At 67.5% G+C, this 22,091-nt stretch carries 25 protein-coding genes; 10 read left to right on the top strand and 15 right to left on the bottom strand.

Features of this window, described 5'->3' with window-relative positions:
• On the top strand, positions 1–711 hold the full coding sequence (locus ACFQPB_RS09035; RefSeq protein ID WP_382222776.1) for an ABC transporter ATP-binding protein: 711 nt from the start codon (positions 1–3) through the stop codon (positions 709–711).
• 1 nt (position 712) lies between these two features.
• On the top strand, positions 713–1,582 hold the full coding sequence (locus tag ACFQPB_RS09030) for an alpha/beta hydrolase (RefSeq protein WP_382222093.1): 870 nt from the start codon (positions 713–715) through the stop codon (positions 1,580–1,582).
• Here ACFQPB_RS09030 and ACFQPB_RS09025 read toward each other — a convergent pair.
• From ACFQPB_RS09025 to apaG, 7 genes are all read right to left on the bottom strand, one after another.
• Positions 1,545–2,540 carry a LysR family transcriptional regulator gene (locus ACFQPB_RS09025; RefSeq protein WP_382222090.1) on the bottom strand — a complete coding sequence of 332 codons (996 nt, stop codon included), beginning with the start codon at positions 2,538–2,540 and terminating at the stop codon, positions 1,545–1,547. The genes ACFQPB_RS09030 and ACFQPB_RS09025 overlap by 38 nt on opposite strands.
• A gap of 5 nt (positions 2,541–2,545) precedes the next feature.
• Positions 2,546–3,022, bottom strand: coding sequence for a MarR family winged helix-turn-helix transcriptional regulator (locus ACFQPB_RS09020; protein ID WP_382222087.1), 477 nt, complete (start codon positions 3,020–3,022; stop codon positions 2,546–2,548).
• Between the two features lie 4 nt (positions 3,023–3,026).
• The gene (locus ACFQPB_RS09015; RefSeq protein WP_382222084.1) at positions 3,027–4,127 is read right to left on the bottom strand and encodes an NAD(P)H-dependent flavin oxidoreductase; all 1,101 of its coding nucleotides are present in this window, start codon (positions 4,125–4,127) and stop codon (positions 3,027–3,029) included.
• Positions 4,096–5,364 carry a YbfB/YjiJ family MFS transporter gene (locus ACFQPB_RS09010; protein WP_382222082.1) on the bottom strand — a complete coding sequence of 423 codons (1,269 nt, stop codon included), beginning with the start codon at positions 5,362–5,364 and terminating at the stop codon, positions 4,096–4,098. Before ACFQPB_RS09010 ends, ACFQPB_RS09015 begins: the two co-directional genes overlap by 32 nt.
• 85 nt (positions 5,365–5,449) lie before the next feature.
• On the bottom strand, positions 5,450–6,415 hold the full coding sequence (thiL, locus tag ACFQPB_RS09005) for a thiamine-phosphate kinase (RefSeq protein WP_382222079.1): 966 nt from the start codon (positions 6,413–6,415) through the stop codon (positions 5,450–5,452).
• Complete coding sequence (locus ACFQPB_RS09000; RefSeq protein ID WP_382222077.1) at positions 6,408–8,414, bottom strand: site-specific recombinase; 2,007 nt, start codon at positions 8,412–8,414, stop codon at positions 6,408–6,410. The genes thiL and ACFQPB_RS09000 overlap by 8 nt, the downstream gene beginning before the upstream one ends.
• Before the next feature lie 93 nt (positions 8,415–8,507).
• A complete protein-coding gene (gene apaG, locus ACFQPB_RS08995) occupies positions 8,508–8,900 on the bottom strand; it encodes a Co2+/Mg2+ efflux protein ApaG (RefSeq protein WP_382222074.1) in 393 nt (130 codons plus the stop codon).
• Between the two features lie 91 nt (positions 8,901–8,991).
• Between apaG and rpe the strand changes: the two genes are divergently transcribed.
• Positions 8,992–9,669 (top strand): ribulose-phosphate 3-epimerase, encoded by a 678-nt coding sequence (gene rpe / locus ACFQPB_RS08990; protein ID WP_382222072.1) that lies wholly within the window; start codon positions 8,992–8,994, stop codon positions 9,667–9,669.
• Here rpe and ACFQPB_RS08985 read toward each other — a convergent pair.
• From ACFQPB_RS08985 to dctP, 5 genes are read right to left on the bottom strand one after another with little or no spacing between them, the layout of a single operon-like run.
• Positions 9,635–10,123 carry a PaaI family thioesterase gene (locus ACFQPB_RS08985; protein ID WP_382222069.1) on the bottom strand — a complete coding sequence of 163 codons (489 nt, stop codon included), beginning with the start codon at positions 10,121–10,123 and terminating at the stop codon, positions 9,635–9,637. The genes rpe and ACFQPB_RS08985 overlap by 35 nt on opposite strands.
• A complete protein-coding gene (locus tag ACFQPB_RS08980; RefSeq protein WP_382222066.1) occupies positions 10,120–10,797 on the bottom strand; it encodes a transglutaminase-like domain-containing protein in 678 nt (225 codons plus the stop codon). The genes ACFQPB_RS08985 and ACFQPB_RS08980 overlap by 4 nt, the downstream gene beginning before the upstream one ends.
• A 60-nt stretch (positions 10,798–10,857) precedes the next feature.
• A complete protein-coding gene (locus ACFQPB_RS08975) occupies positions 10,858–12,162 on the bottom strand; it encodes a TRAP transporter large permease (RefSeq protein WP_382222063.1) in 1,305 nt (434 codons plus the stop codon).
• Entirely contained in the window at positions 12,162–12,620 is a 459-nt protein-coding gene (locus tag ACFQPB_RS08970; RefSeq protein ID WP_382222060.1) for a TRAP transporter small permease, read from the bottom strand. The genes ACFQPB_RS08975 and ACFQPB_RS08970 overlap by 1 nt, the downstream gene beginning before the upstream one ends.
• A gap of 13 nt (positions 12,621–12,633) precedes the next feature.
• A complete protein-coding gene (gene dctP, locus ACFQPB_RS08965) occupies positions 12,634–13,779 on the bottom strand; it encodes a TRAP transporter substrate-binding protein DctP (RefSeq protein ID WP_382199584.1) in 1,146 nt (381 codons plus the stop codon).
• Positions 13,780–13,928: 149 nt separating this feature from the next.
• Between dctP and ACFQPB_RS08960 the strand changes: the two genes are divergently transcribed.
• Positions 13,929–14,447 carry a phosphatidylglycerophosphatase A family protein gene (locus ACFQPB_RS08960; protein WP_382199585.1) on the top strand — a complete coding sequence of 173 codons (519 nt, stop codon included), beginning with the start codon at positions 13,929–13,931 and terminating at the stop codon, positions 14,445–14,447.
• 25 nt (positions 14,448–14,472) lie between these two features.
• Positions 14,473–14,955: a CinA family protein gene (locus ACFQPB_RS08955; protein ID WP_382222057.1), complete on the top strand. Its 483-nt coding sequence runs from the start codon at positions 14,473–14,475 to the stop codon at positions 14,953–14,955.
• 13 nt (positions 14,956–14,968) lie between these two features.
• On the opposite strand, the gene ACFQPB_RS08950 is transcribed toward ACFQPB_RS08955, so the two are convergent.
• Positions 14,969–16,156, bottom strand: coding sequence for an Acg family FMN-binding oxidoreductase (locus ACFQPB_RS08950; RefSeq protein ID WP_382222054.1), 1,188 nt, complete (start codon positions 16,154–16,156; stop codon positions 14,969–14,971).
• Between the two features lie 8 nt (positions 16,157–16,164).
• A complete protein-coding gene (locus tag ACFQPB_RS08945; RefSeq protein ID WP_382222052.1) occupies positions 16,165–17,139 on the bottom strand; it encodes an NAD-dependent epimerase/dehydratase family protein in 975 nt (324 codons plus the stop codon).
• A gap of 89 nt (positions 17,140–17,228) precedes the next feature.
• Here ACFQPB_RS08945 and ACFQPB_RS08940 point away from each other — a divergent pair, with 89 nt between their 5' ends.
• The 5 genes from ACFQPB_RS08940 to ACFQPB_RS08920 all read left to right on the top strand — a co-directional run bounded on the left by ACFQPB_RS08940 (position 17,229) and on the right by ACFQPB_RS08920 (position 21,693).
• Positions 17,229–18,116 carry a LysR family transcriptional regulator gene (locus ACFQPB_RS08940; protein WP_382222049.1) on the top strand — a complete coding sequence of 296 codons (888 nt, stop codon included), beginning with the start codon at positions 17,229–17,231 and terminating at the stop codon, positions 18,114–18,116.
• Positions 18,117–18,132: 16 nt separating this feature from the next.
• Positions 18,133–18,621, top strand: coding sequence for a nuclear transport factor 2 family protein (locus tag ACFQPB_RS08935; protein WP_382222046.1), 489 nt, complete (start codon positions 18,133–18,135; stop codon positions 18,619–18,621).
• 47 nt (positions 18,622–18,668) lie between these two features.
• Entirely contained in the window at positions 18,669–19,541 is an 873-nt protein-coding gene (locus tag ACFQPB_RS08930) for an alpha/beta fold hydrolase (RefSeq protein ID WP_382222043.1), read from the top strand.
• Positions 19,538–20,209 (top strand): glutathione S-transferase family protein, encoded by a 672-nt coding sequence (locus tag ACFQPB_RS08925; protein ID WP_382222040.1) that lies wholly within the window; start codon positions 19,538–19,540, stop codon positions 20,207–20,209. Before ACFQPB_RS08930 ends, ACFQPB_RS08925 begins: the two co-directional genes overlap by 4 nt.
• Positions 20,210–20,781: 572 nt before the next feature.
• Complete coding sequence (locus ACFQPB_RS08920) at positions 20,782–21,693, top strand: bifunctional GNAT family N-acetyltransferase/nucleoside diphosphate kinase regulator (protein WP_382222037.1); 912 nt, start codon at positions 20,782–20,784, stop codon at positions 21,691–21,693.
• A 150-nt stretch (positions 21,694–21,843) separates the two neighbouring features.
• Here ACFQPB_RS08920 and ACFQPB_RS08915 read toward each other — a convergent pair.
• Positions 21,844–22,091 (bottom strand): transposase (locus ACFQPB_RS08915; RefSeq protein WP_382222034.1); only part of this gene is annotated, 248 nt, incomplete at its 5' end.

Below are 22,091 nucleotides of genomic sequence, written 5' to 3'. Positions count from 1 at the left end.
ATGAACGCCCTGCTCAAGATCGAAGACATCGAGGTCAACTACGGTGACGCCCAGGCCCTGTTTGGTGTGTCGCTCGAGATGGCCGAAGGCGAGTTCACCACCCTGCTGGGCCGCAACGGCATGGGAAAGACCACCACGGTGGGCGCAGCCACCGGGATGCGCGGCCCGCGCGCCGGCCGCATCACCTTTGCCGGCCAAGACGTGACCGGCTTGCCCTCCTACAAGATCGCCCGCATGGGCGTTGGCCTGGTGCCCGAGCAGCGCCAGGTCTTCCCCAACCTCACGGTCTACGAAAACCTGGTGGCCACCGCCCACAACCGCCTGGGCAGCAAACACCCGTGGACGCTGGACCGCGTGTACGGCCTGTTTCCGCGCCTCAAGGAGCGTGCCAGCAACCTGGGCTCCAACCTGTCGGGCGGCGAGCAGCAGATGTTGGCCATTGGCCGTGCGCTCATGACCAACCCGCGCCTGCTCATCCTCGACGAGGCCACCGAAGGCCTGGCACCCCTGGTGCGCGCCGAGATCTGGCACTGCCTCGAATCGCTGCGCAGCACCGGCATTTCGGTGCTGGTCATCGACAAGAACATCGGACCGCTGATGCGCCTGGCGGACAGCCACGTCATCCTGGAAAAAGGCCGCAACGTCTGGCAAGGCAGCACCGACAGCCTGCGCGCCAACCCGGCCATGCTGCACGAAACCCTGGGAGTTTGAAATGATGGACACCGAAAGCTGGCGCCAGTTCAGCGCGGAAGAGTTGGAGCGCGGCTACAACGCCCGCGCCACCGTGCCCGACGTGGACGCCCTGCTGCGCGACTACCGCGAACAGTCCGCGCCGATGTACGCGCTGCCCTGTGTGCGCGACATCGCCTACGGCCCCCACCCCGACGAGCGCCTGGACCTGTTTCCCGTGCCCGGGCGCAGCAACGCGCCGCTGTTCGTGTTTGTGCATGGTGGCTACTGGCGTGCCTTGGGCAAAGAAGACTCGGTGTTCATGGCGCGCTGCTTCACGCAGCGTGGCATTGCCGTGGCGTCGCTCAACTACGCCCTCTCGCCCGGCGCATCGCTGGGCGAGATCGTGGCCCAATGCCAGCGCGCCCTGGGCTGGTTGCACACCCACGCGGGTGCCCATGGCATCAACGGCGGGCACATGGTGCTGGCTGGCAGCTCGGCGGGTGGGCACCTGGCCGCCATGATGCTGTCGCCGCCGGCCCAGCGTGCCCACGGCGTGCCGGCCGGCGCGGTGCGTGGTGCGGTGTTGGTCAGTGGCCTGTTCGACATGGAGCCTGTGCAGGCCACCCGCCCCAACGATTGGTTGGGTCTGGACGTGGCCACCGCGCGCGCGCTGAGCCCGTTGCACCACCTGCCCGACCCCACCACCCCGCTGTGTGTGGTCGTGGCCGGCATCGACACCGACGAGTTCAAGCGCCAGTCGTGGTTGTACGCCGATGCGTGCGCCGCGCAGGGCAACCCGGTGGTTCGGCTGGACGTGCCGGGGCGCAACCACTTCGACGTCATCCTCGACTGGATGGACCCCGACAGCGCCCTCAGCCGCGCGACCTGGCCCTTGTTCGACGCGGCGTAGCCGCCGCCGGCTGCGTGGCCAGGCTGGCCATGTGCTGGCGGAAATGGGCCAAAAACGCCTGGCCTGCCTCGGTCAAGGGGCGTTCTGGCGCGGTCAGCGCCACGATGTTGCGTTCGATCACGGGCGCGGCCAGCGGTACGCCACACACCCCCACGGCGCGAGCGCTGGCCAGCGCGTACCAAGGCAGCACCGACACCGCCAGGCCTGCTTCTACCAGCCCGATGGCGGTGCCGACCTGTGCCACCTCGTAGGCCGGCGACAGGCGCCCGGCCAGCTCGGCGAACCCTTGCTCCACCAGAGGCCGCAGGCCACTGCCACGCTGCACCAGCGCCAGGGACTCGCCCAGCAGATCGGCCCAGGCCACGTCGGGCAAGGCCGCCAGCGGGTGGCTGGCCTGGCAGGCCAACATCAGTCGGTCGCGGTACAGCAGCGTGGCGCTGAGGTCGGTGGCCTGCGCGTCGGCGGTGCACACGCCGAGGTCCACCTCGCCGCTGCGCACCAGTGCCGCGATTTCGTGCACCGGCGGGTCGCGCAGCGTCAGCACCACATCCGGCCACTGGCTGCGGAAGCCCGCCATCACCGACGGCACCAAGGTGGCCGCCAGCAAGGGCGATGCGGCCACGGCCAGCCGTGTGTCGCGCCGCTGGCTCCACTGGCGCAGGCCATCGAAGGCGGTGTCGAGCTGGACGAACACCGCCGCCACGGTGGGCAACAGCTCGCGCCCGGGATCGGTGAGGGTCAGGCGGCGTGTGGTGCGTTCAAACAGCCGCACCCCCAGTTCGCCTTCAAGACCGCTGACCAGCATGGACAAGGCGGAGGGCGTGAGGTGCAGGCGCTGTGCGGCGCGGGTGATGCTGCCATCCTGCGCCACGGCGGCAAAGGCGCGCAGTTGCCGCAGCGTGGCGGCACTGGGCCGAGACGGCGGTGAGGGGAATGAAGTGGGCGGCGGTGTGGCCATGGCACTCAGTCGTCGGTGTCTTCGCCCGGCGCCAGGGCCGCACGGGCGTGGTTCACCAGCCGTTCCAGCAGGGCGTCGAGCTGGCGCTGCTCGGCCTCAGTCAAGCAGGCCAGGATGTCGGTGTTGCGTTGCAAGACGACGCCGACAATTTTTTGGTAGACCCGTTCCCCCTTGGGGCTCAGTGTCAACACCACGCCCCGGCCGTCGGTGGGGCTGGGCGCCTTGCGCACCAGGCCTTGTTCCACCAGGGCTTGCGCCGCGCGGCTGGCCTGGCCTTTGTTGAGGTTGGCGCGGTGGGCCAGGTCGTTCACCGACAGCGGCGTGAACGCACCGATGGCCGACAGGCAGCGCCCCTCGCTCAGCGGCAGCCCTGCGCCCTGCAGGTAGGCGGTCTGGCTGACCCGGTCGGTGAGTTTGTTGAGGGTGTGCAGCCGGTGGGTGAAGGTGCGGTCGAGCGCGTAGTGGGCAGGCGGCGTGGTCATGCGCCTACTGTACGCCAGCTGGTTGCGCGCGCAGCCAGGTGTGTGCGTCGTCGGCCAAGCGCTGCGTGAGTGGGGCGGCCTCCAGACCGTGAGCGGTGTCGCGCGCCAAGGCCACCCCCTGACCCGCCCACAGCGGCGAAAAATCGCCACTGCCTTGCGCCTCGGCGGCGGCGCGCAGGGGCGCCAGCGCGCCACCTGCCAGCGGAAATGCGGGTGCCAGCGGGCTGATCGGCCCCAGCTCGCGCATGGCCCGGTTGAGGATGCCGCGCGCGGGTCGGCCAGTGAACACGTTGGTGAGCGCGGTGTTGTCTTCGGCCGCCATGAGGGCGGCGCGGTGGGGTGCCGAGATGCGCGCCTCAGCGCAAAACAGGTAGGCCGTACCTACCTGAACGGCCGCAGCACCCAGGTGCAGCGCGGCGGCCATGCCCCGGCCATCGGCGATGGCGCCGCCGGCGATCACCGGCACGTCCACCGCCCGCACCACCTGGGGCAGCAGGGCCATCAGCCCGGGTTGGGTGCACACCTCGTCGTTCAGGAACAGGCCCCGGTGCCCGCCGGCCTCCACTCCTTGGGCGATCACAGCGTCGCAGCCGTTGGCGGCCAGCCAGCGCGCCTCGGCCACCGTGGTGGCCGACGAGAGCACCACCGCGCTGCTGGCCTTCACCCGGGCCAGCAGATCGGGCGCGGGCAGGCCGAAGTGAAAGCTCACCACCTCGGGCCGCAGCGCCTCCACCACCTTGCAGAAAGCGTCGTCGAAGGGGGCGCGGTTGGACACCGGGATGGGCGTGTCGGGTCCCAGGCCCAGTTCGCGGTAGAAGGGCGCCAAACGCTCGAGCCAGGCCAACTCGCGGGCGGCGTCTGGCGTGGGCGGTTGGTGGCAGAAGAAGTTGAGGTTGAGCGGCCCGCCGCTGGCGGCGCGGAAGGCCGCCACCTGCTCGGCCACCTGGGCCGGCGTGAGCATGGCGCAGGGCAAGGAACCCAGGCCCCCGGCGCGCGACACGGCGATGGCCAGCTCCACCCCCTGTGCGCCTGCCATGGGCGCTTGCACGATGGGCTGCGAGATGCGCAACAGGTCAAGCGCGCGGCGATCGGGCCAGTGGGGCATGGGGGGTCTCCAACAAAGGGTAACGGCGGGTCAGCCAGGCCAAAAGCATCGCGCCCAGCACCAGGGCGCCGGCGGCACTTTCCAGCCCGCGCGCAAACCCCTGGCCCACGTTGGCGCTGTGTTGCAGCAGCAGCGCCACCATGGGTGGGCCGATGATTTGGCCCAGGCCATAGACGGCCGTGAGCTGGCCCATGAAAGCGGCCGCCTGCGCGGGCCGCAAGCGCCGGGCCTCCTGCATGCCGAAGAAGCTGATGGCCGTGAACGGCAGGCCCACCAGCAGGCTGCCCAGCGCAAAACCGACCAGGCTGGGCCACCACACGCTCAGCAGCACGCCCAACGCCTGCATGGCGTAGCAGCCCACCAGCAGGCGGCGCCGGTCGATGTGGTGCGGCAGGCGTGTGCTCAGAAACGCGCCCAGCGCCACGCCCAAACCCAGCAAGGGCCAGAACAGGTCCAGCCAGACCGAGCCGGGCAGCGCCTGGCGTGCGATCACGGGCAAAAAGGTGGCGGTGACGATGTAGCCCAGGCCCGACAGGCCATAGGCCAGCGCAAAGTAGCCACATTCCGCCGCCCCGTGTGTGGTGGCAGGTGGGACGGTGTTGGCCTGTGTGGCGGCCGTGACCGCCGGCCCGTTGAAGATGCGCCAGATGCCCGCCGTGAGCAGCAACGCCAGCACGCCGAACACCGCCCAGCCGCTGGCGGCGGCCCAGCCGTCCACCACCATGGCGCTGGCCGCCAGGCCGCTCAGGGCGATGCCCAGGCCCGGCCCCATGTAAATCAGCCCGCCCCAGGTGGGCTTGCCCAGCGCGGCCAGTCGCGCCAGGCACCAGCCCGAGGTCTGCACAAACACAAACGCGCTGGCCACACCGGCCAGAAACCGCAAAGTGGGCCAGCTGGCGGCCCAGGGCGCGGCCATGCCCAAGGTGAGCAGCACCGTGGCCGCCAGCCCCAGCTTGACCAGCCGCGCCGGTGCCGGCATGGTCGCCCCACCGGGCCAATGGGCCACCAGGGTGGGCAGCAGCGCACACAACACGGCGCCCATCAGGTAGCCGATGTAGTTGGCCGTGGCCAGCCAGCTTGCGGTGGCGAGGTTGACCACACCGTCGTGCAGCATCATGGGCAGCAGCGGTGTGAAAGCGAACCGGCCGATGCCCATGGCCACGGCCAGTGCGCAGAGGCCGGCCAGGGCCACGGTGATGGGCCGAGCTGGCTGGGGGCGGCCCGGCGCGGCGCTCATGCCAGTGCCCCCACGCTTCCCGCTGCGCGTGGTGCGCTGCCCCCCGAGGGGGTACGAGCTGGCTTGGGGCGGCCCGGCGCGGCGCTCATGCGAAGTGGTCGAAAGCGCGGCCGGGCATGGCCTGTTCGCGGCCTTGCGCGTCCAGCAGACGCAGGCTGGCGGCGGCGTCGATTTGGCCCACGCGCGTGACGTTCACGCCAGCTTGGATGGCGGCCTGGGCCACCGCGTCGCGTTGGGTGCCCGGCGCGGTGAACACCAGTTCGTAGTCGTCGCCGCCGGTCAAGGCGTATTCGAGTGCGCGCGCGTCACCGGTGCCACGCAGGTCGTCGCTGGTGGCTTGCAGCACGGCGGGCGCATGCAGCGTGGCGCCCACGCCGCTGGCCGCGAGGATGTGGGCCAGGTCGCCGCTCAAACCGTCGCTGATGTCGGCCGCCGCGTGGGCCACGCCGCGCAAGGCCAGGCCCAGTGCCAGCCGGGGTGTGGGACGTTCCATGCGTTCGCGCACGCGGGTGAAGGCGGCGGCGTCCAGTGCGACGCCACCACGAAACACCTCCAGCGCCAACCGTGCGTCGCCCAGCGTGCCGCTCACGTAAATGTCGTCGCCCGCCAACGCGGCCGCGCGCCGCAATGCCAGCCCGGGCGGCACCTGGCCCGTCACCGTGAGGCACAGGTTGAGCGGGCCTCGGGTGGTGTCGCCACCCACCAGCTCGCAGCCGTGGGTGTCGGCCAGCGCGAACAGGCCCTGCGCAAAGCTGGCCAGCCAGGCGTCGTCGGCCTGCGGCAGTGCCAGTGCGAGGGTGAAGCCCAGGGGCTCGGCGCCCATGGCCGCCAGGTCGCTGAGGTTGACGGCCAGCGCCTTGTGGCCCAGCGCGGCGGGGTTCACCGTGGAGAGAAAGTGCCGGCCCTCGACCAGCATGTCGGTGGACACCGCCAGTTGCTGCCCCGGCGCGGGCGAGAGCAAGGCGCAGTCGTCGCCAATGCCCAGCGGCACATCGGCGCGGGCCGGCCGCTGGCGCTGAAAGTGGCGCCGGATCAGTTCGAACTCACCCATGGCTGGCGTTGGCTTCGTCGCGTGGCGGCCACAAGAAAGACAGCGGTGCGCTGCGGATGCGCGAGCGGATTTCGGCCCGTATGCGCTGGCGGTTCACCTGGTTGATGTTCTGCGCCTTGAGCGCCAGCCGGAAGGCAAGGTAAAAGCTCACCGCCAGGTTGATGGGGCCCACCACCACCACACCGGCCACCGCCCACCAGAAGGCCGGCTCTGCCAAGACCTGCAGGCCCAGCGTGGCAGCGGCCGCCGCCACCTGGCCGGCCGACAGCGTGACGTGGCGCACTTCCAGCCCCAGGCCAAAAAACGCGGCAAAGGCCGGGATGAGTCCGAGCATGAACCCCAGCGAGATGTTGGAGGCAAAACCCGAGATGTGGCGCCGCATGAAGCCGGCCCAGCGTGCCGCCCTGGCCACGCCCAAGGTGCGCGTGAAATGGGGGTGGTGGGTCATGGCCGAATCAAGCCGGTGCAGCACAAACCAGTTTTCCACCCAGCCGGCGATGATGCTGGAGGCAAACAGCAGCACACCGGTGAAGGCGGCGAACAGCGCGGTGGGGCCAATCACGTTCAGGTCGTGCAGCACATGGTGGGCCTGTTCGGCGTTGATCATGTGGGCACCCGCAAAGTGCGCCAGCAGGCCACTGATGAGCACCACCACCGGCACCACCAGCCCCACGTTGCCCACGATGGCGGCCACCTGCGAGCGGAACAAGTGGGCCACTTCGTCCACAAAGCTGCGCACCGCTTCGTTGGACTTGAGGTCGCGCAGCTTGGCCACCATGGCCGGCGCGGTCACAGCGGGCTGTTTGGTGGCCACGGTGAGGTGCAGCAGTTGCACCAGCACAAAGGACACGGCGTAGTTCAACCCGGCGGCAAAACCCATCCAGAACGCCGACAGGCCCAAGGCGTACAGCGCGAACTTGGCCCAGGTGGTGAGCCCGATGACGGCACCACCGCCGGCCGCCTTGGCCAGCATGGCGCGGTACTCGGCCCGGTTGCGGGTGATGTAGTGCTCGCCACTTTCGGCGCTGCGCTCGGCCACACGCGCGGCGGTGAGGTGCGAGCTCGACGCGATCAGCTGGCGCACGCTGCGGCTTTCCTGCCCCACCCGCACCAGATCGGCCAGCAGCGTGGCGCTGGCGCGTTCGCCCTGCTCGGCCAGCAGGCAGTCGATCAGGCCTTTGGTGCGCAGCACACGTTCGCGCAACTGCCGCAGGCGGAACACGATGCCGACCGAAATGCCATGTGCCTCCAGGTGGCCGTACACGGTGTAGGCGGCGTGGCGGCAGTTGTCGAGTTGCTGGCGCAGGGCGTTGGCGGCGTCTTGCGCTTGTGGGCTGTGTGGGCCCCACCGCGACACGCTGGCGCGGAAGGCCTCCAGCACCTGAGGCAGCGCATGGAAATGCCGCGCCTGGCGCGCGTCGTCGGACATGCGCACACGGATTTCGGCGGCAAAGCCGGTGGCACTGACCTGGCTGACGGCAAACACCGTGGCGTCGAGCAAGCTTTGTTGCCAGGTGCTCAACGCCACGCCGCTTTCGGGTGCGCCTGGCGACTGGCTCAACAGCCGGCCGATGCGCGCCAGCGTGTCGTCATCGAGCGCGCGCAGCCAGGTCACGTCAAAGGGGTAGGGAAACAGCAGGTCGAACAGGGGCCCGATGTCGGTGGTTTCAGGCGTGGTGGGCAACAGCTTGCGGCGCAGACGGTGACCCAGCTCGCTCAGGAAGGCGGTGCGGGGGGCAAAACCGTGGTCGGCCAGCAGCGGCGTCACGTCCACGGTGTGGTGAAAGGTGGACCACCAGCGTTGCCAGCGCGGCAACCATTCGGGGCGCTGCTCGGCCGCGTCCAGCAACTGGGTCACGCGGCGTGTGCAGGCCAAGGCGTCGCTGCGGTCACCGCGCACCCAGTCGAGCACGGCCATCAGCCAGAGGTGGCGTTGCGCCAGCGGCGCGTCGGGGTCCAGTCGGTCCAGCAGGGCGTGGGCGTCGGGGGAACGTTGCATGGTCAGTTCAGAGGGCCGCCGCGCCGGGCCGCCCCAAGCAAGGCCGCGCCCCTCGGGGGGCAGCGAAGACACAGAGTGCGTAGCGTGGGGGCATCAGTGCAGCGTCCGGGCGGTGCCGCCAGCGCCGCTGGCGTCGAGCACAAACAGCGGGATCTCGGTCTCAAAGCGTTCACCGTCTTCGGCCACGCAGAAGTAGCTGCCGCGCATGGTGCCGGTGGCCGTGCGCAGGCGCGCGCCGCTGGTGTACTGGAAACTTTCGCCCGGCTTGAGCAGGGGCTGGTGCCCCACCACCCCCAGGCCCTTGACCTCTTCGGTGTGGCCCATGGCGTCCACGATGTGCCAGTGGCGCGCAATCAGCTGCGCCGCCACCTCACCGGTGTTGGAAATGGTGATGGTGTAGGCGAACGCGTGCACGCCCCGTTCGGGGTCGGACTGCTCGGGCAGGTACTGCGGTGCGATCTCGCAGTGGAACTGGTACTTGGGCATGGGCGGATGTTACCTGCGCGCCAAGTCTTTTGCCGGCCTGCGAAAATGCCGCCACCGCCTCGTTCTCCGACCCGCCCATCACCCACCCGCCATGACCTACCGCATCGCACCGTCCATCCTCTCCGCCGACTTTGCCCGCCTGGGCGAGGAAGTGAAAAACGTCATCGCCGCTGGCGCCGACTGGATCCACTTCGACGTGATGGACAACCACTACGTGCCCAACCTCACCTTCGGGCCCATGATTTGCCAGGCGCTCAAGCCGCACGCCAAGCAGCCCGACGGCACGCCGGTGCCCATCGACGTGCACCTGATGATCCAGCCGGTGGACGCGCTGGCCGGCGCCTTCATCGACGCCGGTGCCGACCTGGTGAGCTTCCACCCCGACGCCAGCGCCCACGTGCACCGCAGCGTGCAGGCCATCAAGGCCAAAGGCGCCAAGGCCGGCCTCACCTTCAACCCCGCGCAGCCGCTGGACGTGTTGGACTACCTGATTGACGACATCGACCTCATCCTGATCATGAGCGTGAACCCGGGCTTTGGCGGCCAGAGCTTCATCGATTCCGCCTTGCGCAAGATCGAGGCCGCGCGCAAACGCATCGAGGCTTCGGGCAAGGACATCCGGCTGGAGGTGGACGGGGGCATCAAGGTCGACAACATCCGCCGCGTGGCCGATGCCGGCGCCGACACCTTTGTGGCCGGCAGCGCCATTTTTGGCAAGCCGGATTACAAGGCCGTCATCGACCAGATGCGGGCGGCGCTGAAGGCCTGACGTTGCCCACGCTGTTTTCGGTCTCGGGTGAGTAAGGCGGGCCGATCTTGAACACGCCGCTCACGCGTGCACACGGCGTGCCATCGGCGCGCACCAGGCCCTGAACGAAGACCAGTGAGCGTGTGGCGCGCAGGGTTTGCGCCTCGCCTTCGACCCAGCAGCCCAACGGTGCGGGCGCGAGGTAGTCGATCTGCAGGCTGATGGTGGGCAGAAAGCGCGGGCCGATTTCGGGCGTGGTGCGCAACGCCGTGGCGGGCAGCAGCATGTCGCAGAAGCTGGCCATCATGCCGCCGTGCAGGTTGCCCATGGGGTTGGTGTGTTGTTCCAGCACACGAAAACCCAGCTTCACCACATCGCCCTGGTGCATCAGGTACAGCGGCCCGTTGTGCCGCATGAAGTTGCCACCCATGGCCAAAGGGGCGAAGCCGGCAGGGATGGGCGGCTTGACGCTCATCGCGTTTCGCGTTCCACGTCCTGCTGGAAGCTGGCCGCGTGCATCAGCGCCTGCTCGCGCATCATGGTCGGGTAGACCACCTGGAAGTCGGCCACGATCTGGGCCAGGGGCATGTCGTCGAAGGCGCCGCGCTGGTTCACGTACTCCATGTGGCGGTTGCCGGCCTTGTCAAAGGGGTGGTAGATCGAATCGTGGCGGCCATCGAAATCCAGCGGCAGCAGGCCAAAGCGTTCGCACAGCTCGATGTTGAAGGCCGGCGTGGCCTTGACCCACTGGCCGTCCAGCCAGATGTCGGTGTAGCCGTGCCAGATGAACATGTCGGTGTCCATGGTCTGGCGCATGCGTTCGGTGCTCATGTGGTTACGCACGTCGGCGTAACCCACACGCGCCGGGATGCCCGCCGCGCGGCAGGCGGCCGCCAGCAGCGCGGCCTTGGGCACACACCAGCCGTAGCCTTTGTCCAGCACGCTGCTGGCGCGCATGTGTTCGGGCGCCAGGTCAATCCGGTAGGGGTCGTAGCGGAAGCCGTCGCGCACCGCCAGATACAGCGCCACCGCGCGTTCGCGTTCATCCGCGCCCTGGGCGTGTTGTTGTGCGAAGGCGATCACGCCGGGGTGGTCGCTGTCGATGAGGGGGGTGGCAGCCAGGCTGGCGGGGGTGGCGGGTGTGGTCATCAAAGTCTCCTGTGCCAGTGTGGCCAAAAGCCGGCTGTGGGCTTGTCACCTCGGCGTCGTTCAACGTTGCATGGTTTGCGGCAGCCAAAGCGCAATGTCGGGCACCCAGATCAACAGCACCAGCAGCACCAGTGCGGCGATCACAAACGGCAGAACTCCGCCAAAAATACGTTGCGACGGTATGCCACTGGCCCGCTCAAGCACAAACACGTTGAGACCGATGGGCGGTGTGATCATGGCGATTTCCATCAGCACGGTCAGGAAGATGCCGGTCCACACCGGGTCGTAGCCCAGGCCTTTGGTGATGGGTAGCACCAGGGGCAGCGTGAGTATCAGCATGCCGAAGGTGTCCATGATGGCGCCCAGCACCAAATAGAGCAGCACCAGTGCCAGCATGATCATCATGGGTGAGACAGCCAGCCCCGACACCCAGCCCACCATGTGTTCGGTCAGTCGGGTTTGCACCAGGAAACGCGAGAACACCACGCCGCCCATCAGCACCAGAAAAATCGATGCCGAGGTGCGAACTGTTTCTTGTAGCGCCAGGCGCAGGCCCTGCCACTGGAAACGCCCTGTGCCCACGGCGATCAATACCACGCCAACCACCCCCACGCCCGAGGCTTCGGTGGGTGTGAAGGCACCAATGTAGATACCACCGATGACCACCACGAACAGCAAAGCCACCGCCAGCGCACCGTGCAATTCGTCGCGCAGCGATGAGGACGGCTTCGCGACCGCCCGTGTTGCACCACGTGCCGGGTAATGACGCCGCTGCAGCATGACGGTCACGGCAAAAAACAGCGCGAGCAACAGGCCAGGCACTATGCCAGCCATGAACAACGCGCCAATGGATGTCTCGCTCCAGACGCCATAGATCACCAGCGGAATGCTGGGTGGGATGAGGATGGCCAGGGTGGCTGCGCTGGCCACTGTGCCGGTGGCCAGCGATTCGCTGTAGCCGCGTTTGACCATTTCGGGCACCGCAATGTTGCCCATGGTGGCCACTGCGGCGACGCTCGAGCCGGTGACGGCGCCAAAAGCGCTGGAGGCCATCACGGTGGACACCCCCAGGCCACCCGGCAGGCCGCCCACCAAACGCTGGGCCAGGGTGAACAGATGATCGGCCAGCCCGGTGCGAAAGATGAGCTGACCCATCAAGATGAAAAGGGGCACAGCCACCAGCACGAAGTTGGTGCCGTTGTCCCAGAGCACCAGGCCCACTTGTGTGAGCGCCTGCGTTGGCCCGGACAGCAATGTGTATCCCAGCGCGCCCGCGCCCATCAGCGTCAGCCCCACGGGCAGGCCGGCGATCACCAGCACCAGCATGCCCACCATCACCAGCGCACCCAGTGTCAGCGGCTCCATCAGCGACCGCCTTTCTGCGCCAACCGCACCACTTCCACCACCGCTGCCAGCAGCGCCGATGTGGCGGCCAATGCGGCCAGCGGCCAGAAGGGAATCGCAACAAACTCGGCCCGCTCGCCAAACTCGCGCATGTCCAGTGCCAGCACCGCCATGGCCCAGGCCAACAGTGCCAGCAGTGTGGCGGTGAGCAGGCGGCGCAGCATGGTGAAGCCGCGTTGCAGCGCGGGCGACAGGCGTTCCTCGACCAAAGTCACGCGGATGTGCTCGTCGGCCCAACTGGTGCCAGCCAGGCCGACGGTCATGACCAGCAGCAGCAGCAGCTCTTTCACGTCGGTGCCCCAGGCCAGTGGTGCGTTGAACACATAGCGCAGGCTCACGTCAGCCGTGACCAGCAGGGCGAGAGCCGGCAGCAGCACATAGGCTGCCCAGCCCTCCCAGAGGGCGATCAATTTGTGCATGGAATCGGTGCGCTTATTGGGGCAGCAGACCAGCGACCGGTTGTTCCACGGTCAGCTTGAACAACTCGTCGGGCGTGGCATTGCGGTACTTGGCTTCCAGGCGGCGGATGTCGGCCAACAATGCGTCGGCCGGCACGCCGGCGGCCTTCTGGTCGGCCACCCACTTGTCTTGCACGGGTTTGAGTGTGGCCACCCAAGCGGCTTTTTCCTCGGGCGTCAGGGTGATCAGCGTGACGCCGTTCTGACGGTAGATCTCCTTGGCCTTGGTGCGGAAGTCCACGCCTATGCCTTGGCTCACGGCGTGCCCCATCAGTTGTTGAAAGTGAGCAAAGGCCGGCTTGAGCGCGGCAGGCAGGTTTTGGTAGGCGTTGCGGTTGATGCAGGTGTCAACGTGTTGTGCGGTCAGGCCCAGGGTGGTGTGGTACTTGGCCAGTTCATAAATCTTGAAAGGCACAAAACCGGGGTCCACCCAAATCACCGCATCGGCCACGCCTTGCTGCATGGCGGTGTAGATCTCGGGGAAGGGGATGTTGAGCGTGACCATGCCCAGCGCGGCGGCGGCCTCGGGCGAAAACCCCTGGGCGATGACACGCAGACCCTTGAGGTCTTCGGGCTTGCGAATTGGCTTTTTGCTCATGATGTCGGACACACCGGCGACGGCCGTGTAACCGTACAACACGCCGCGCGCCTGCCATTCCTTGGTGAAGTATTTGGGCGCCAGCTCCTGAATCACCCGGGTGGCTACCACCGGGTTTTCAGGCGTGACAAAGGGCACCTCGATGGCCTTGTGCAGTGGAAATCCGCTGGCTTCATACGAGGTGTAGCAGGTGGCGTGTTCGGTCACACCATTGCGCACCGCGCGCCAGCCATCGGCCGCTGCGTGCAGGGTGCCCCCGTGAAATTCTTCGATCACCAGCTTGCCATTGGTGGCCTTGCCCAGCCACTCGAAACCCCGGTGCCACACCGTGGGCACCAAGGAGGCGGCCGGGTTGGGCGATGAAAAACGCAGCTTTACGGGTGCACCGTCGTAGGTGACTTTGGGCTGGGCTGCGGGCACCTTGCCGGCGAACCAGTCTTCGGTGGTGTAGGCGTGCGCCCAGGTGCTCAAGGCCAGGCTCAGGGCCAGGGCGCCAGTCAGGCGGGACAGGGTGGGCTTCATCTGGGATTCTCCAATGGGGACGGGCGTGAAGGAAAGCAGACGATTTTCACCCATGCTGCTTGAAGCTTGAAATACATATTTGTGGGTTGCATATAACCATGTTGACGCGGTTTGTGACGTCGCAGATGGGGCGCCGATAATCCAGCCCCATGACGCCCGCCTTCCCTCCCATCGTGCGCCCTGACCTGCGCTTCCTGCTGGCGCACCCGGCGCATTTCATCGCCCTGGGTGCGGGCTCAGGCCTGAGCCGCAAGGCGCCCGGCACGGTGGGCACGCTGTGGGGTTGGGCTGCCTTTCTGCTGCTGCAAACCCTGTGGCAGCCCACCGACATCCAGTGGGCTGCCACCCTGGGCCTGATGGTGTTGGGCGGCTGGTGGGCCGCCGAGGTGACCGCGCTGCACATGGGCATTGCCGACCCCGGCCACATCGTCATCGACGAAATTGTGGCCATCTGGCTGGTGCTGTGGTTGGCCATGCCCATGGGCTTCTGGGGCCAGGCGGCGGCCTTTGCCCTGTTCCGCTTTTTCGACGCCGCCAAGCCGCAGCCCGTGCGCTGGGCCGACCGGCTGTTCAAAGGCTTTGGCGCGCGCGGCGCCTGGGGCATCATGTTCGACGATCTGGTGGCGGCTTTTTGCACGCTGCTGGTGATCGCCGTTTGGCGGTTTTGACGAGTGGTTTTGACAGGCGCTTCTGATGGACGACGATACCCCTCACCTGTGCATCCAACTCGCCGACGCGCTGCGCGCGCGCGGCCTCATGCTGGCCACGGCCGAGAGCTGCACCGGTGGCCTGATCGCCGGTGCCTGCACCGACCTGAGCGGATCGAGCGACTGGTTTGAGCGGGGCTTTGTGACCTACTCCAACGCGGCCAAAACCGAGCTGTTGGGCGTGCCCGCCGCGCTGATCGACGCCCACGGCGCGGTGAGCGAGCCGGTGGCGCGTGCCATGGCCGAAGGCGCGGTGGCGCATTCGCATGCGCGCTTGTCGGTGGCCGTCACCGGCGTGGCCGGCCCCACCGGCGGCAGCGCCGACAAGCCCGTGGGCACGGTGTGGTTTGGCTGGTGCGTGAACGGCAGCACCCACAGCGAATGCCAACGTTTCGACGGTGACCGCGCAGCGGTGCGAGCCGCCACCGTGCGGCACGCGCTGGCGGGGCTGCTGGCGCGGCTGGGCTGATCCGCGGGCTGGATCAGGCCGAACGCACGAAGCCATCGAGGGGCCGGCGCGGCGTGTGGGGCTGCGGCGCGCAGTGGCCCACACGGCTGAACATCTGCACCACCTCGTCTTCCGCAGAGCGGCCCAGCAGCAAGGCTTGCAGGCGCTCGCGGTGCGGCCGCATTTCTTCAAACTCCTGCGGTGCCTGGCTCATGGGGTGCATTTGCAGGCCGAGTTCGGTGGCCTTGAGCTGCTGGCGCATGTAGGCGCGCCCGGCCAACGCCTCGGCATGGCGGGTGGTGCCGGCGGCGGCATCGCGCGCAAACGGCGTGCTCAGCCACACAAAACCCATGGCGCTCAGGCTGTGGCTCTCAAAGCGTTCCATCATCTGGCGGTAGGCGGTGCTGCCTTCCGCCGGCGGCTGTGTGCGGTCAAAGGCCCCCACCGCGTTGGCCAGGCGCGGCAGCCAGCCATTGACGCTGATGCCGTCGCGGTGCCGGGCGATTTCGTCTGGTCCCACGCGCGTGAGGCGCACGCTCTCCATCACCGTGCGCGGTGTCAGCAGCTCCACCCGAGCCGACTGCCAGCACAGTTCGCGCAGGGCCGCCACTTGAGCGGTGTCCACCGTGGCCCCATGGCGCACGTGCTCGCCTTCCACCACAGCGGCCAGCGCGGCCAGTGTGGCCGGTGCCACCGGGCGGGTGGTGTCGTAGGGCACCTTGGCGGTGTGGCGGCGCCGCAGCTGGGCAAACAACGGGTCTTTGGCCGGGGCGGGCGCACCGGGCGACCAGTGCACGCGCGCCACCGGGCGGGCGTCGAGGCTGCGGGGGGCAAACGCGCCCTCGGGGAACAAAGTGACGGTGGGGGCCAGGCCACGTTCCTTGAGGGCGATCACCAGCGCTTCGATGAAGGTGCCCTGGCTGACAACGATCTGGCGGAACCAGGGGTCGGTCATGGGCAGGGTGCGCTCCAGGTCCACGTGCAGGGTGAGGGTGTGGTGTTCACGCAGGTCCACCAGCCAGGGCTGGCGGTTGTGCGAGTTGGGCGCCAGGATGGCGTGGGCCAGCGCCCAGCGGCGGGGGTCGGGCTCGTCACCTGGGCCGTTCCATGCGGCCACGGCTTCGGCAGGCAGCTCGGTGCTGCAGCCGCTGAGACCGGCGGTGGTGGCAGCGGCGGCGAGGGTGCCACCGCCCACGAGGCGGATGAAGTGTCTGCGTTCCATGGGGGCTCCTAGGCGTGGGCGTTTTGCAGACGCGGTTCGTGACCCAGGTCGCGGAGCGCTTGGTGCAGCGCATCGGGCCAAGGCGTGTGGGGTTCGGTGCCAATCAGCCCCTGCAGCGAGGCGTTGTCCAGTTGGTGTGGGCGCTGCCAGAGGTAGCGCATGCCACACAGGCTTCGCAGCGTGGGCGACACCAGGCCCAACGCCCGCAACAGCGGCCACGGCATGGCCTGGGTGCGCAGGGGACCCGCAACGCCTTGCAAGCCGGCCACCCAGTCGTCCAACGTGAGCGTGTGGCCCTGGAAGTGCAGGGTGGCGAAGGCGGGCAGGCGTTCGCGCTGCTCGGCCACGCGCACAAAGGTCTGGGCCAGATCGGGCAGGTAGGCCCAGGCGTGGGGCACGCCCAACGGGCCGGGCAGCGTGAGCTTGCCACGTTGCAGGTCCTTGGCCAGCACCAGGTCCAGCCACGAGCCGCTGCCGGCGCCAAAAAAGTCGCCCGCGCGAATGACGATGGTGCGTGGGCCACCGTGCTGGGCGCGGTCTTGCAGGTGCTGCTCCAGCGCCACCCGCACCCGGGCCTTGGTGTGGTCGGGCTGCGGCGGTGTGAGTTCGCTCAATTGCGCCGGCAGTTGGCTGCCATAGCCGTACACGTTGCCCGGCACCATCAGCGTGGCGCCCAGTGCCTGGGCCAGCGAGGCCGCGTGCTCGGCCAGCTCGGGCACCTGACGCTGCCACGCGGCATCGGTGTAGCGGCGGGGGTTGAGCGCGTGCACCACCACGGTGGCGCCTGCGGCGGCTTGTTGCAAGGTGGTGTGGTGGTGCAGGTCTTGCCGCAGCCATTCGATGGCGGGATGGGCGTGGGTTGGGGGGCGGCGCCCAGGCCGCACCTGGGCCAACACCCGCCAGCCGGCTTGTGCAAAAGCCTGTGCGGCCGCACCGCCAAAACGGCCGGCTGCGCCGAGGATCAAGACAGTGAGTTGGTGCATGGCAGGCCTTGAGGCAGTGGAATGCTTTCATTGTGCGAAGCAAGGTGTATCTGCACAATTGGCTATTGGCACAGAACAGCTATTCATCCATGCATACCGAACGCTTCGATTGGGACCTGGTGCGCGCCTTTTTGGCCGCGCTGGAACACGGCAGCCTGCTGGGTGCCGCGAGGGCACTGGGCAGCAGCCAGCCCACGCTGGGCCGGCAGATCGGGGCGCTGGAGGTGCAACTGGGCACGGTGCTGTTCGAGCGCACCGGCCGAGGCCTCTTGCCCACCCAGGCCGCGCTGCAACTGGCCGATGCCGCCCGCGCCATGCAGGCCGGTGCCGATGCCCTGGCCCGAGCGGCGTCTGGTGGCACGGCGGCGGTGTCGGGCACGGTGCGCATTTCGGCCAGCCAGCCGGTGGCCTGCCACGTGCTGCCGCCCGTGCTCGCGCAAATGCGGCAGGTGTTGCCCGATGTGCAGGTGGAGCTGGTGGCCAGCAACGCGCTGAGCAACCTGCTGCGTCGCGAAGCCGACATCGCGTTGCGCATGGTGCGGCCGGACCAGGCCTCGCTGGTGGCCAAACGCATTGGTGTGGTGGGGGTGAGCGCCTGCGCCCACCGCGACTACCTGCGCCGCCGTGGCACCCCGCGCCAGCCGCAGGACTTGCTGCAGCACGAGCTGGTGGGCAGCGACCGTCAGCAGGACATCGTGCGCGGCTTTGCCGCCATGGGCCAGGAGGTGACGTCCGCGCACTTCGCCTTCCGCACCGACGACCTCATCGCTTACTGGCAGGCCGTGCGTGCCGGCCTGGGCATTGGCTTTGTGGCCACCTACATGCTGCGCGAAGACAGCGCCGTGTTGCCTGTGCTGCCCCAGCTCAAGCTGCCCACCTTGCCCATGTGGCTGGTGGTGCACCGTGAAATCCGCACCAGCGCGCGCATCCGCGCGGTGTACGATTTCCTCGCGCAGGCCGTTCCCTCGGCGCTGTGATCCATTGGAGCCTTCCATGCACCCCAACCAACAGACGCTCGAGCGTTTCTACCAGGCGTTTGCCCAGCTCGACGCCGACACCATGGCCGCGTGTTACGCACCCGACGTGGTGTTTGAAGACGAGGTGTTCCAGCTCAACGGCCAGCGCGAGGTGGGGGGCATGTGGCGCATGTTGTGCACCGCCACCCGCACCAAGGGGCGAGACGATTGGCGCCTGGAATTCAGCGGTGTGGCGGCCGATGCCCGCACCGGCCAGGCCCACTGGGATGCCCACTACCGATTCAGCGCCACCAACCGCCTGGTGCTCAACCGCATCGATGCACGGTTCGAGTTCAACGAACAAGGCCTCATCACCCGCCACCGCGACCGCTTCGACTTCTGGCTTTGGGCTCGGCAGGCGCTGGGCATGCCGGGTTGGCTGCTGGGCTGGATGCCCTGGTTCCGTCAGAAGGTGCGTGCCCAGGCCATGGGCAATCTGAACAAATTCCTCGCATCGCAAGGCTGACCATACACACCTTAGATTGGGGCGGTTTTGAGGCACGTGACTTTGCCGTGAACGGCGTCACCCTGCACGCACGCGTGAGCGCCGACTGGGACAACGCACGCCCCGTGCTGTTGCTGCAACACGGCTTTCCGCAAACCCATGTGATGTGGCGGCGTGTGGCGCAGGCGCTGCAACCGCACTACCGGCTGGTGTTGCCCGATCTGCGCGGCTACGGCGACTCGGCCAAACTGGTGGGTCAGGACGACCACGCCCAGGCCAGCAAGCGCGCCATGGCGGCCGACCTGGTGGCGCTGATGGACACGCTGCAGGTGAGCCGCTTTGCCCTGTGTGGCCACGACCGGGGTGGCCGCGTCGTACACCGCTTCGCGCTCGACCACCCCGACCGACTGGAGCGGCTGTGCGTGATCGACATCGCGCCCACCTTCGACATGTACGCCGCCACCGACATGGCCTTTGCCCGCGCGTACTACCACTGGTTCCACCTCATCCAGCCCGCCCCTTTGCCCGAGACCATGATCGGCGGCGACGCCCGCGCCTACCTCAGCGCCAAGCTGGGCGGCTGGGGTGCCGGTGGCCTGGCCCACATCGAGCCCGGCGCCCTGGCCGAATACGAACGCACCTTCTGCCGGCCCGAGGCCATCCACAGCGCCTGCGAGGACTACCGCGCCAGCGCCGGCATCGACCTCGAACACGACCGCATCAGCCGAGAGCGCGGCGACAAAATCGCGTGCGACACCCTGGTGCTCTGGGGCGCCAAAGGCGTGGTGCATCGCATGTTCGATCCGCTCGCCCTGTGGCAGGCGCAATGCGCCGCCACGGTGAGCGGCCACGCCATGGACGCCGGCCACTTCATCCCCGAAGAACAGCCCGAGGCCACCGCCGCCGAACTCCACGCCTTTTTTGGAAAGACCGCCCCATGATCGTTGTCCACCACCTCAACCACTCGCGTTCGCAGCGCGTGTTGTGGCTGCTTGAAGAACTGGGTGTGCCCTACCGCATCGAACGTTACGAGCGCGACCCCAAAACCATGCTCGCACCGCCCGCGCTGCAAAAGGTGCACCCGCTGGGCAAGTCGCCCGTCATCACCGACGGCAAGCTCACCGTGGCCGAGTCCGGCGCCATCCTCGAATACCTGGTGGAGCGCTACGGCGAAGGCCGCTTCGTGCCGCCGGTGGGCACACCCGAACACCTGCGCTACCGCTACTGGATGCACTACGCCGAGGGCTCGCTGATGTCGCCCCTGCTGATGAAGCTGGTGTTCGATCAGGTCGAAAAAGCGCCCATGCCCTTCTTCGCCAAACCCATCGCCAAGGCGATTGCCGCCAAGGTCAAAGGCGCCTTCGTCAGCCCCAACATCGAACGCCACCTCGACTACCTGGAAGGCGAGCTGCAACACGCCGACTGGTTTGCCGGCCGCGACTTCAGCGCCGCCGACGTGCAGATGAGCTTCCCCCTCGAAGCCGCCGCCGCCCGCGCCGGCCTCAACAACAGCCGCCCCCGCCTGATGGACTGGCTGCAACGCATCCACGCCAGGCCGGCTTACCACCGGGCGCTGGAACAGGGTGGGCCGTTTGAGATTTTGGGGTGAGGCGTGCGCTTTAGCGACACGTGCTGGGCAACGGACAACGTGCCTCGATGAGGCGCCACGACGAATGGCATTCAAGCACTGTTGAGCGTTTTTGCGCATCCAGAAAAAGGGAGATGGTTTTGGCAAATAAGTGGGGCATTCCTCGGGACGTGGAGGAAGCGGTTTTGAGGCGTGATGCCCGATGTGTCTACTGCGGATGTGAGTTCGGTTTTGAGCGCGCCACTCAGCGCTCATGGGAACACATCATCAATGACGTGACCATTGCAACGATGGATAACATTGCACTTTGCTGCATTGGGTGCAATGCCTCGAAAGGAGCCAGACACCTCGCGCAGTGGCTGGACTCGCCAGGCGCAAAACGGCGCGGCATTTCTGAGGCCACCTTGGCGCCAGTCGTTCTTGCGGCTTTGCAGGGCCCGATCTAAAAGTTGACAAAAGCCCGGCCCCAGCAGGTGGAGTCACCGCCCTACCTCGTAATTTCATCCGCGCCTAAAATCTCCCCCGTACCGAAAGAACCGTCATGGCCGCAGCCATGGAAGGCTTTCATTCTTGCAGCCAAGTGTGGTGAAGATATGACCAAGCCTTTCATTTCTCTGTGCCCCGAGATCACGCGGGCCGATGCGTTCCACCTCATGGACTGGTTGGAAGACGAGCAGGTGACGCGCTACCTGAGCGATTCGCGCCACGTCTCCCGGTTCATTGAACAAGTGGTCGGGCGGGTTCAGTTGCCCATCCTCACCCATCTCTTCAACCAGGGCGGCCGCTTCTTCATGGCCTGCGACCGGCACGACGTGCCGGTGGGATTTGTGCGTTTGGTCAAGAACGAGGCGGACTGCGAGATGGTCCTGGTCATCGGTGACCGCGACAACTGGGGGCGCAAGCTGGGTGCCAGTGCGATCCGCGAAGGCATGAAGCTGGCGTTTCTGGAGATGCGGGCGGAGCGCCTGATCGCCAAGATCCACGCGGACAACGCGCGCTCGCTCAAGGCGTTCGAGCGTTGCGGCTTTCTGATTCAAAGCGACACGCCCGCGCTGAAGTCGCTGGCCATGCACTCAGAGCGTTACCTGCGGCTGTTGCGCGAAGGCACTGCAGATGAAGCGACCGGCATCCACATCACCGAAATCGACCAGGCGCGGCTGAGACACCTGCTGGCGCTGGCGCACCCGTCGGCGGTGTTTGAGCTGGAGCATGAGGTTGAGCGGGCCACCGTGGTGGAGCCGCACCAGGTGCCACAAGACGTGGTCACGATGAACTCGCGTGCCGTGGTGCGTCTGGACGGCGAGGCGGTGGAGGTGGCGCTGGTCTACCCCGAAGAGGCGGACGACAGCGCCGGCAAGTTCTCGGTGTGCTCCGACGTGGGCACCGCCATCCTGGGCTACAAGGAGGGCGATGCGTTTGACTGGCGCATGACGCACCGCACTCGCCACGTGCAGATTGAAAAGGTGCTGTACCAGCCGGAAGCGGCGGGCCACTTCCACCTGTAGCAGGCCGTTGAAAAAATGCGTGGTGAAGGGGCCTCGGCCACTGATTCCGAGGAATCGAACTTCTGCGAAGCGTCCGCGCGGTGGATTCGGCACTCATTTCGGTCCGTTTCCAGGCCATTGCGCCCATTTCGGGCGCACCTATCCCATGGCTCACGCATGATGCGCGTCCCACCAGCCGCCCAGGCTACCCATGCGTACCAGGTTGTAGGTGGCAAAGCACAGCAGCGCCTGGCCCGCGAGCTTGGCCTGACCGATCAATTTGGTCTTGGCCAGACCACCCACTGTCTTGATCCAGCCAAAGGCCTCCTCGATGCGCTTGCGCACTTTGAGGCTGGTCTTGTAGCCCTCGTGGCGCCGGATGCGGCCATCGACCGCCGAGTGCTTGTCCTTGGCCGCCA

Source organism: Hydrogenophaga atypica (assembly GCF_042665215.1).
Classification (GTDB): domain Bacteria; phylum Pseudomonadota; class Gammaproteobacteria; order Burkholderiales; family Burkholderiaceae_C; genus Hydrogenophaga; species Hydrogenophaga defluvii_A.
Note: the sequence above shows the minus strand (reverse complement) of the source record. Positions and strands in the feature narration are given on the sequence as shown.

Excerpts from the sequence above, each read along its gene's own strand:
- ACFQPB_RS09035 (WP_382222776.1), top strand. The coding sequence starts at position 1 with ATGAACGCCCTGCTCAAGATCGAAGACATCGAGGTCAACTACGGTGAC.
- ACFQPB_RS09030 (WP_382222093.1), top strand. The coding sequence starts at position 713 with ATGATGGACACCGAAAGCTGGCGCCAGTTCAGCGCGGAAGAGTTGGAG.
- ACFQPB_RS09025 (WP_382222090.1), bottom strand. The coding sequence starts at position 2,540 with ATGGCCACACCGCCGCCCACTTCATTCCCCTCACCGCCGTCTCGGCCC.
- ACFQPB_RS09020 (WP_382222087.1), bottom strand. The coding sequence starts at position 3,022 with ATGACCACGCCGCCTGCCCACTACGCGCTCGACCGCACCTTCACCCAC.
- ACFQPB_RS09015 (WP_382222084.1), bottom strand. The coding sequence starts at position 4,127 with ATGCCCCACTGGCCCGATCGCCGCGCGCTTGACCTGTTGCGCATCTCG.
- ACFQPB_RS09010 (WP_382222082.1), bottom strand. The coding sequence starts at position 5,364 with ATGAGCGCCGCGCCGGGCCGCCCCCAGCCAGCTCGGCCCATCACCGTG.
- thiL (WP_382222079.1), bottom strand. The coding sequence starts at position 6,415 with ATGGGTGAGTTCGAACTGATCCGGCGCCACTTTCAGCGCCAGCGGCCG.
- ACFQPB_RS09000 (WP_382222077.1), bottom strand. The coding sequence starts at position 8,414 with ATGCAACGTTCCCCCGACGCCCACGCCCTGCTGGACCGACTGGACCCC.
- apaG (WP_382222074.1), bottom strand. The coding sequence starts at position 8,900 with ATGCCCAAGTACCAGTTCCACTGCGAGATCGCACCGCAGTACCTGCCC.
- rpe (WP_382222072.1), top strand. The coding sequence starts at position 8,992 with ATGACCTACCGCATCGCACCGTCCATCCTCTCCGCCGACTTTGCCCGC.
- ACFQPB_RS08985 (WP_382222069.1), bottom strand. The coding sequence starts at position 10,123 with ATGAGCGTCAAGCCGCCCATCCCTGCCGGCTTCGCCCCTTTGGCCATG.
- ACFQPB_RS08980 (WP_382222066.1), bottom strand. The coding sequence starts at position 10,797 with ATGACCACACCCGCCACCCCCGCCAGCCTGGCTGCCACCCCCCTCATC.
- ACFQPB_RS08975 (WP_382222063.1), bottom strand. The coding sequence starts at position 12,162 with ATGGAGCCGCTGACACTGGGTGCGCTGGTGATGGTGGGCATGCTGGTG.
- ACFQPB_RS08970 (WP_382222060.1), bottom strand. The coding sequence starts at position 12,620 with ATGCACAAATTGATCGCCCTCTGGGAGGGCTGGGCAGCCTATGTGCTG.
- dctP (WP_382199584.1), bottom strand. The coding sequence starts at position 13,779 with ATGAAGCCCACCCTGTCCCGCCTGACTGGCGCCCTGGCCCTGAGCCTG.
- ACFQPB_RS08960 (WP_382199585.1), top strand. The coding sequence starts at position 13,929 with ATGACGCCCGCCTTCCCTCCCATCGTGCGCCCTGACCTGCGCTTCCTG.
- ACFQPB_RS08955 (WP_382222057.1), top strand. The coding sequence starts at position 14,473 with ATGGACGACGATACCCCTCACCTGTGCATCCAACTCGCCGACGCGCTG.
- ACFQPB_RS08950 (WP_382222054.1), bottom strand. The coding sequence starts at position 16,156 with ATGGAACGCAGACACTTCATCCGCCTCGTGGGCGGTGGCACCCTCGCC.
- ACFQPB_RS08945 (WP_382222052.1), bottom strand. The coding sequence starts at position 17,139 with ATGCACCAACTCACTGTCTTGATCCTCGGCGCAGCCGGCCGTTTTGGC.
- ACFQPB_RS08940 (WP_382222049.1), top strand. The coding sequence starts at position 17,229 with ATGCATACCGAACGCTTCGATTGGGACCTGGTGCGCGCCTTTTTGGCC.
- ACFQPB_RS08935 (WP_382222046.1), top strand. The coding sequence starts at position 18,133 with ATGCACCCCAACCAACAGACGCTCGAGCGTTTCTACCAGGCGTTTGCC.
- ACFQPB_RS08925 (WP_382222040.1), top strand. The coding sequence starts at position 19,538 with ATGATCGTTGTCCACCACCTCAACCACTCGCGTTCGCAGCGCGTGTTG.
- ACFQPB_RS08920 (WP_382222037.1), top strand. The coding sequence starts at position 20,782 with ATGACCAAGCCTTTCATTTCTCTGTGCCCCGAGATCACGCGGGCCGAT.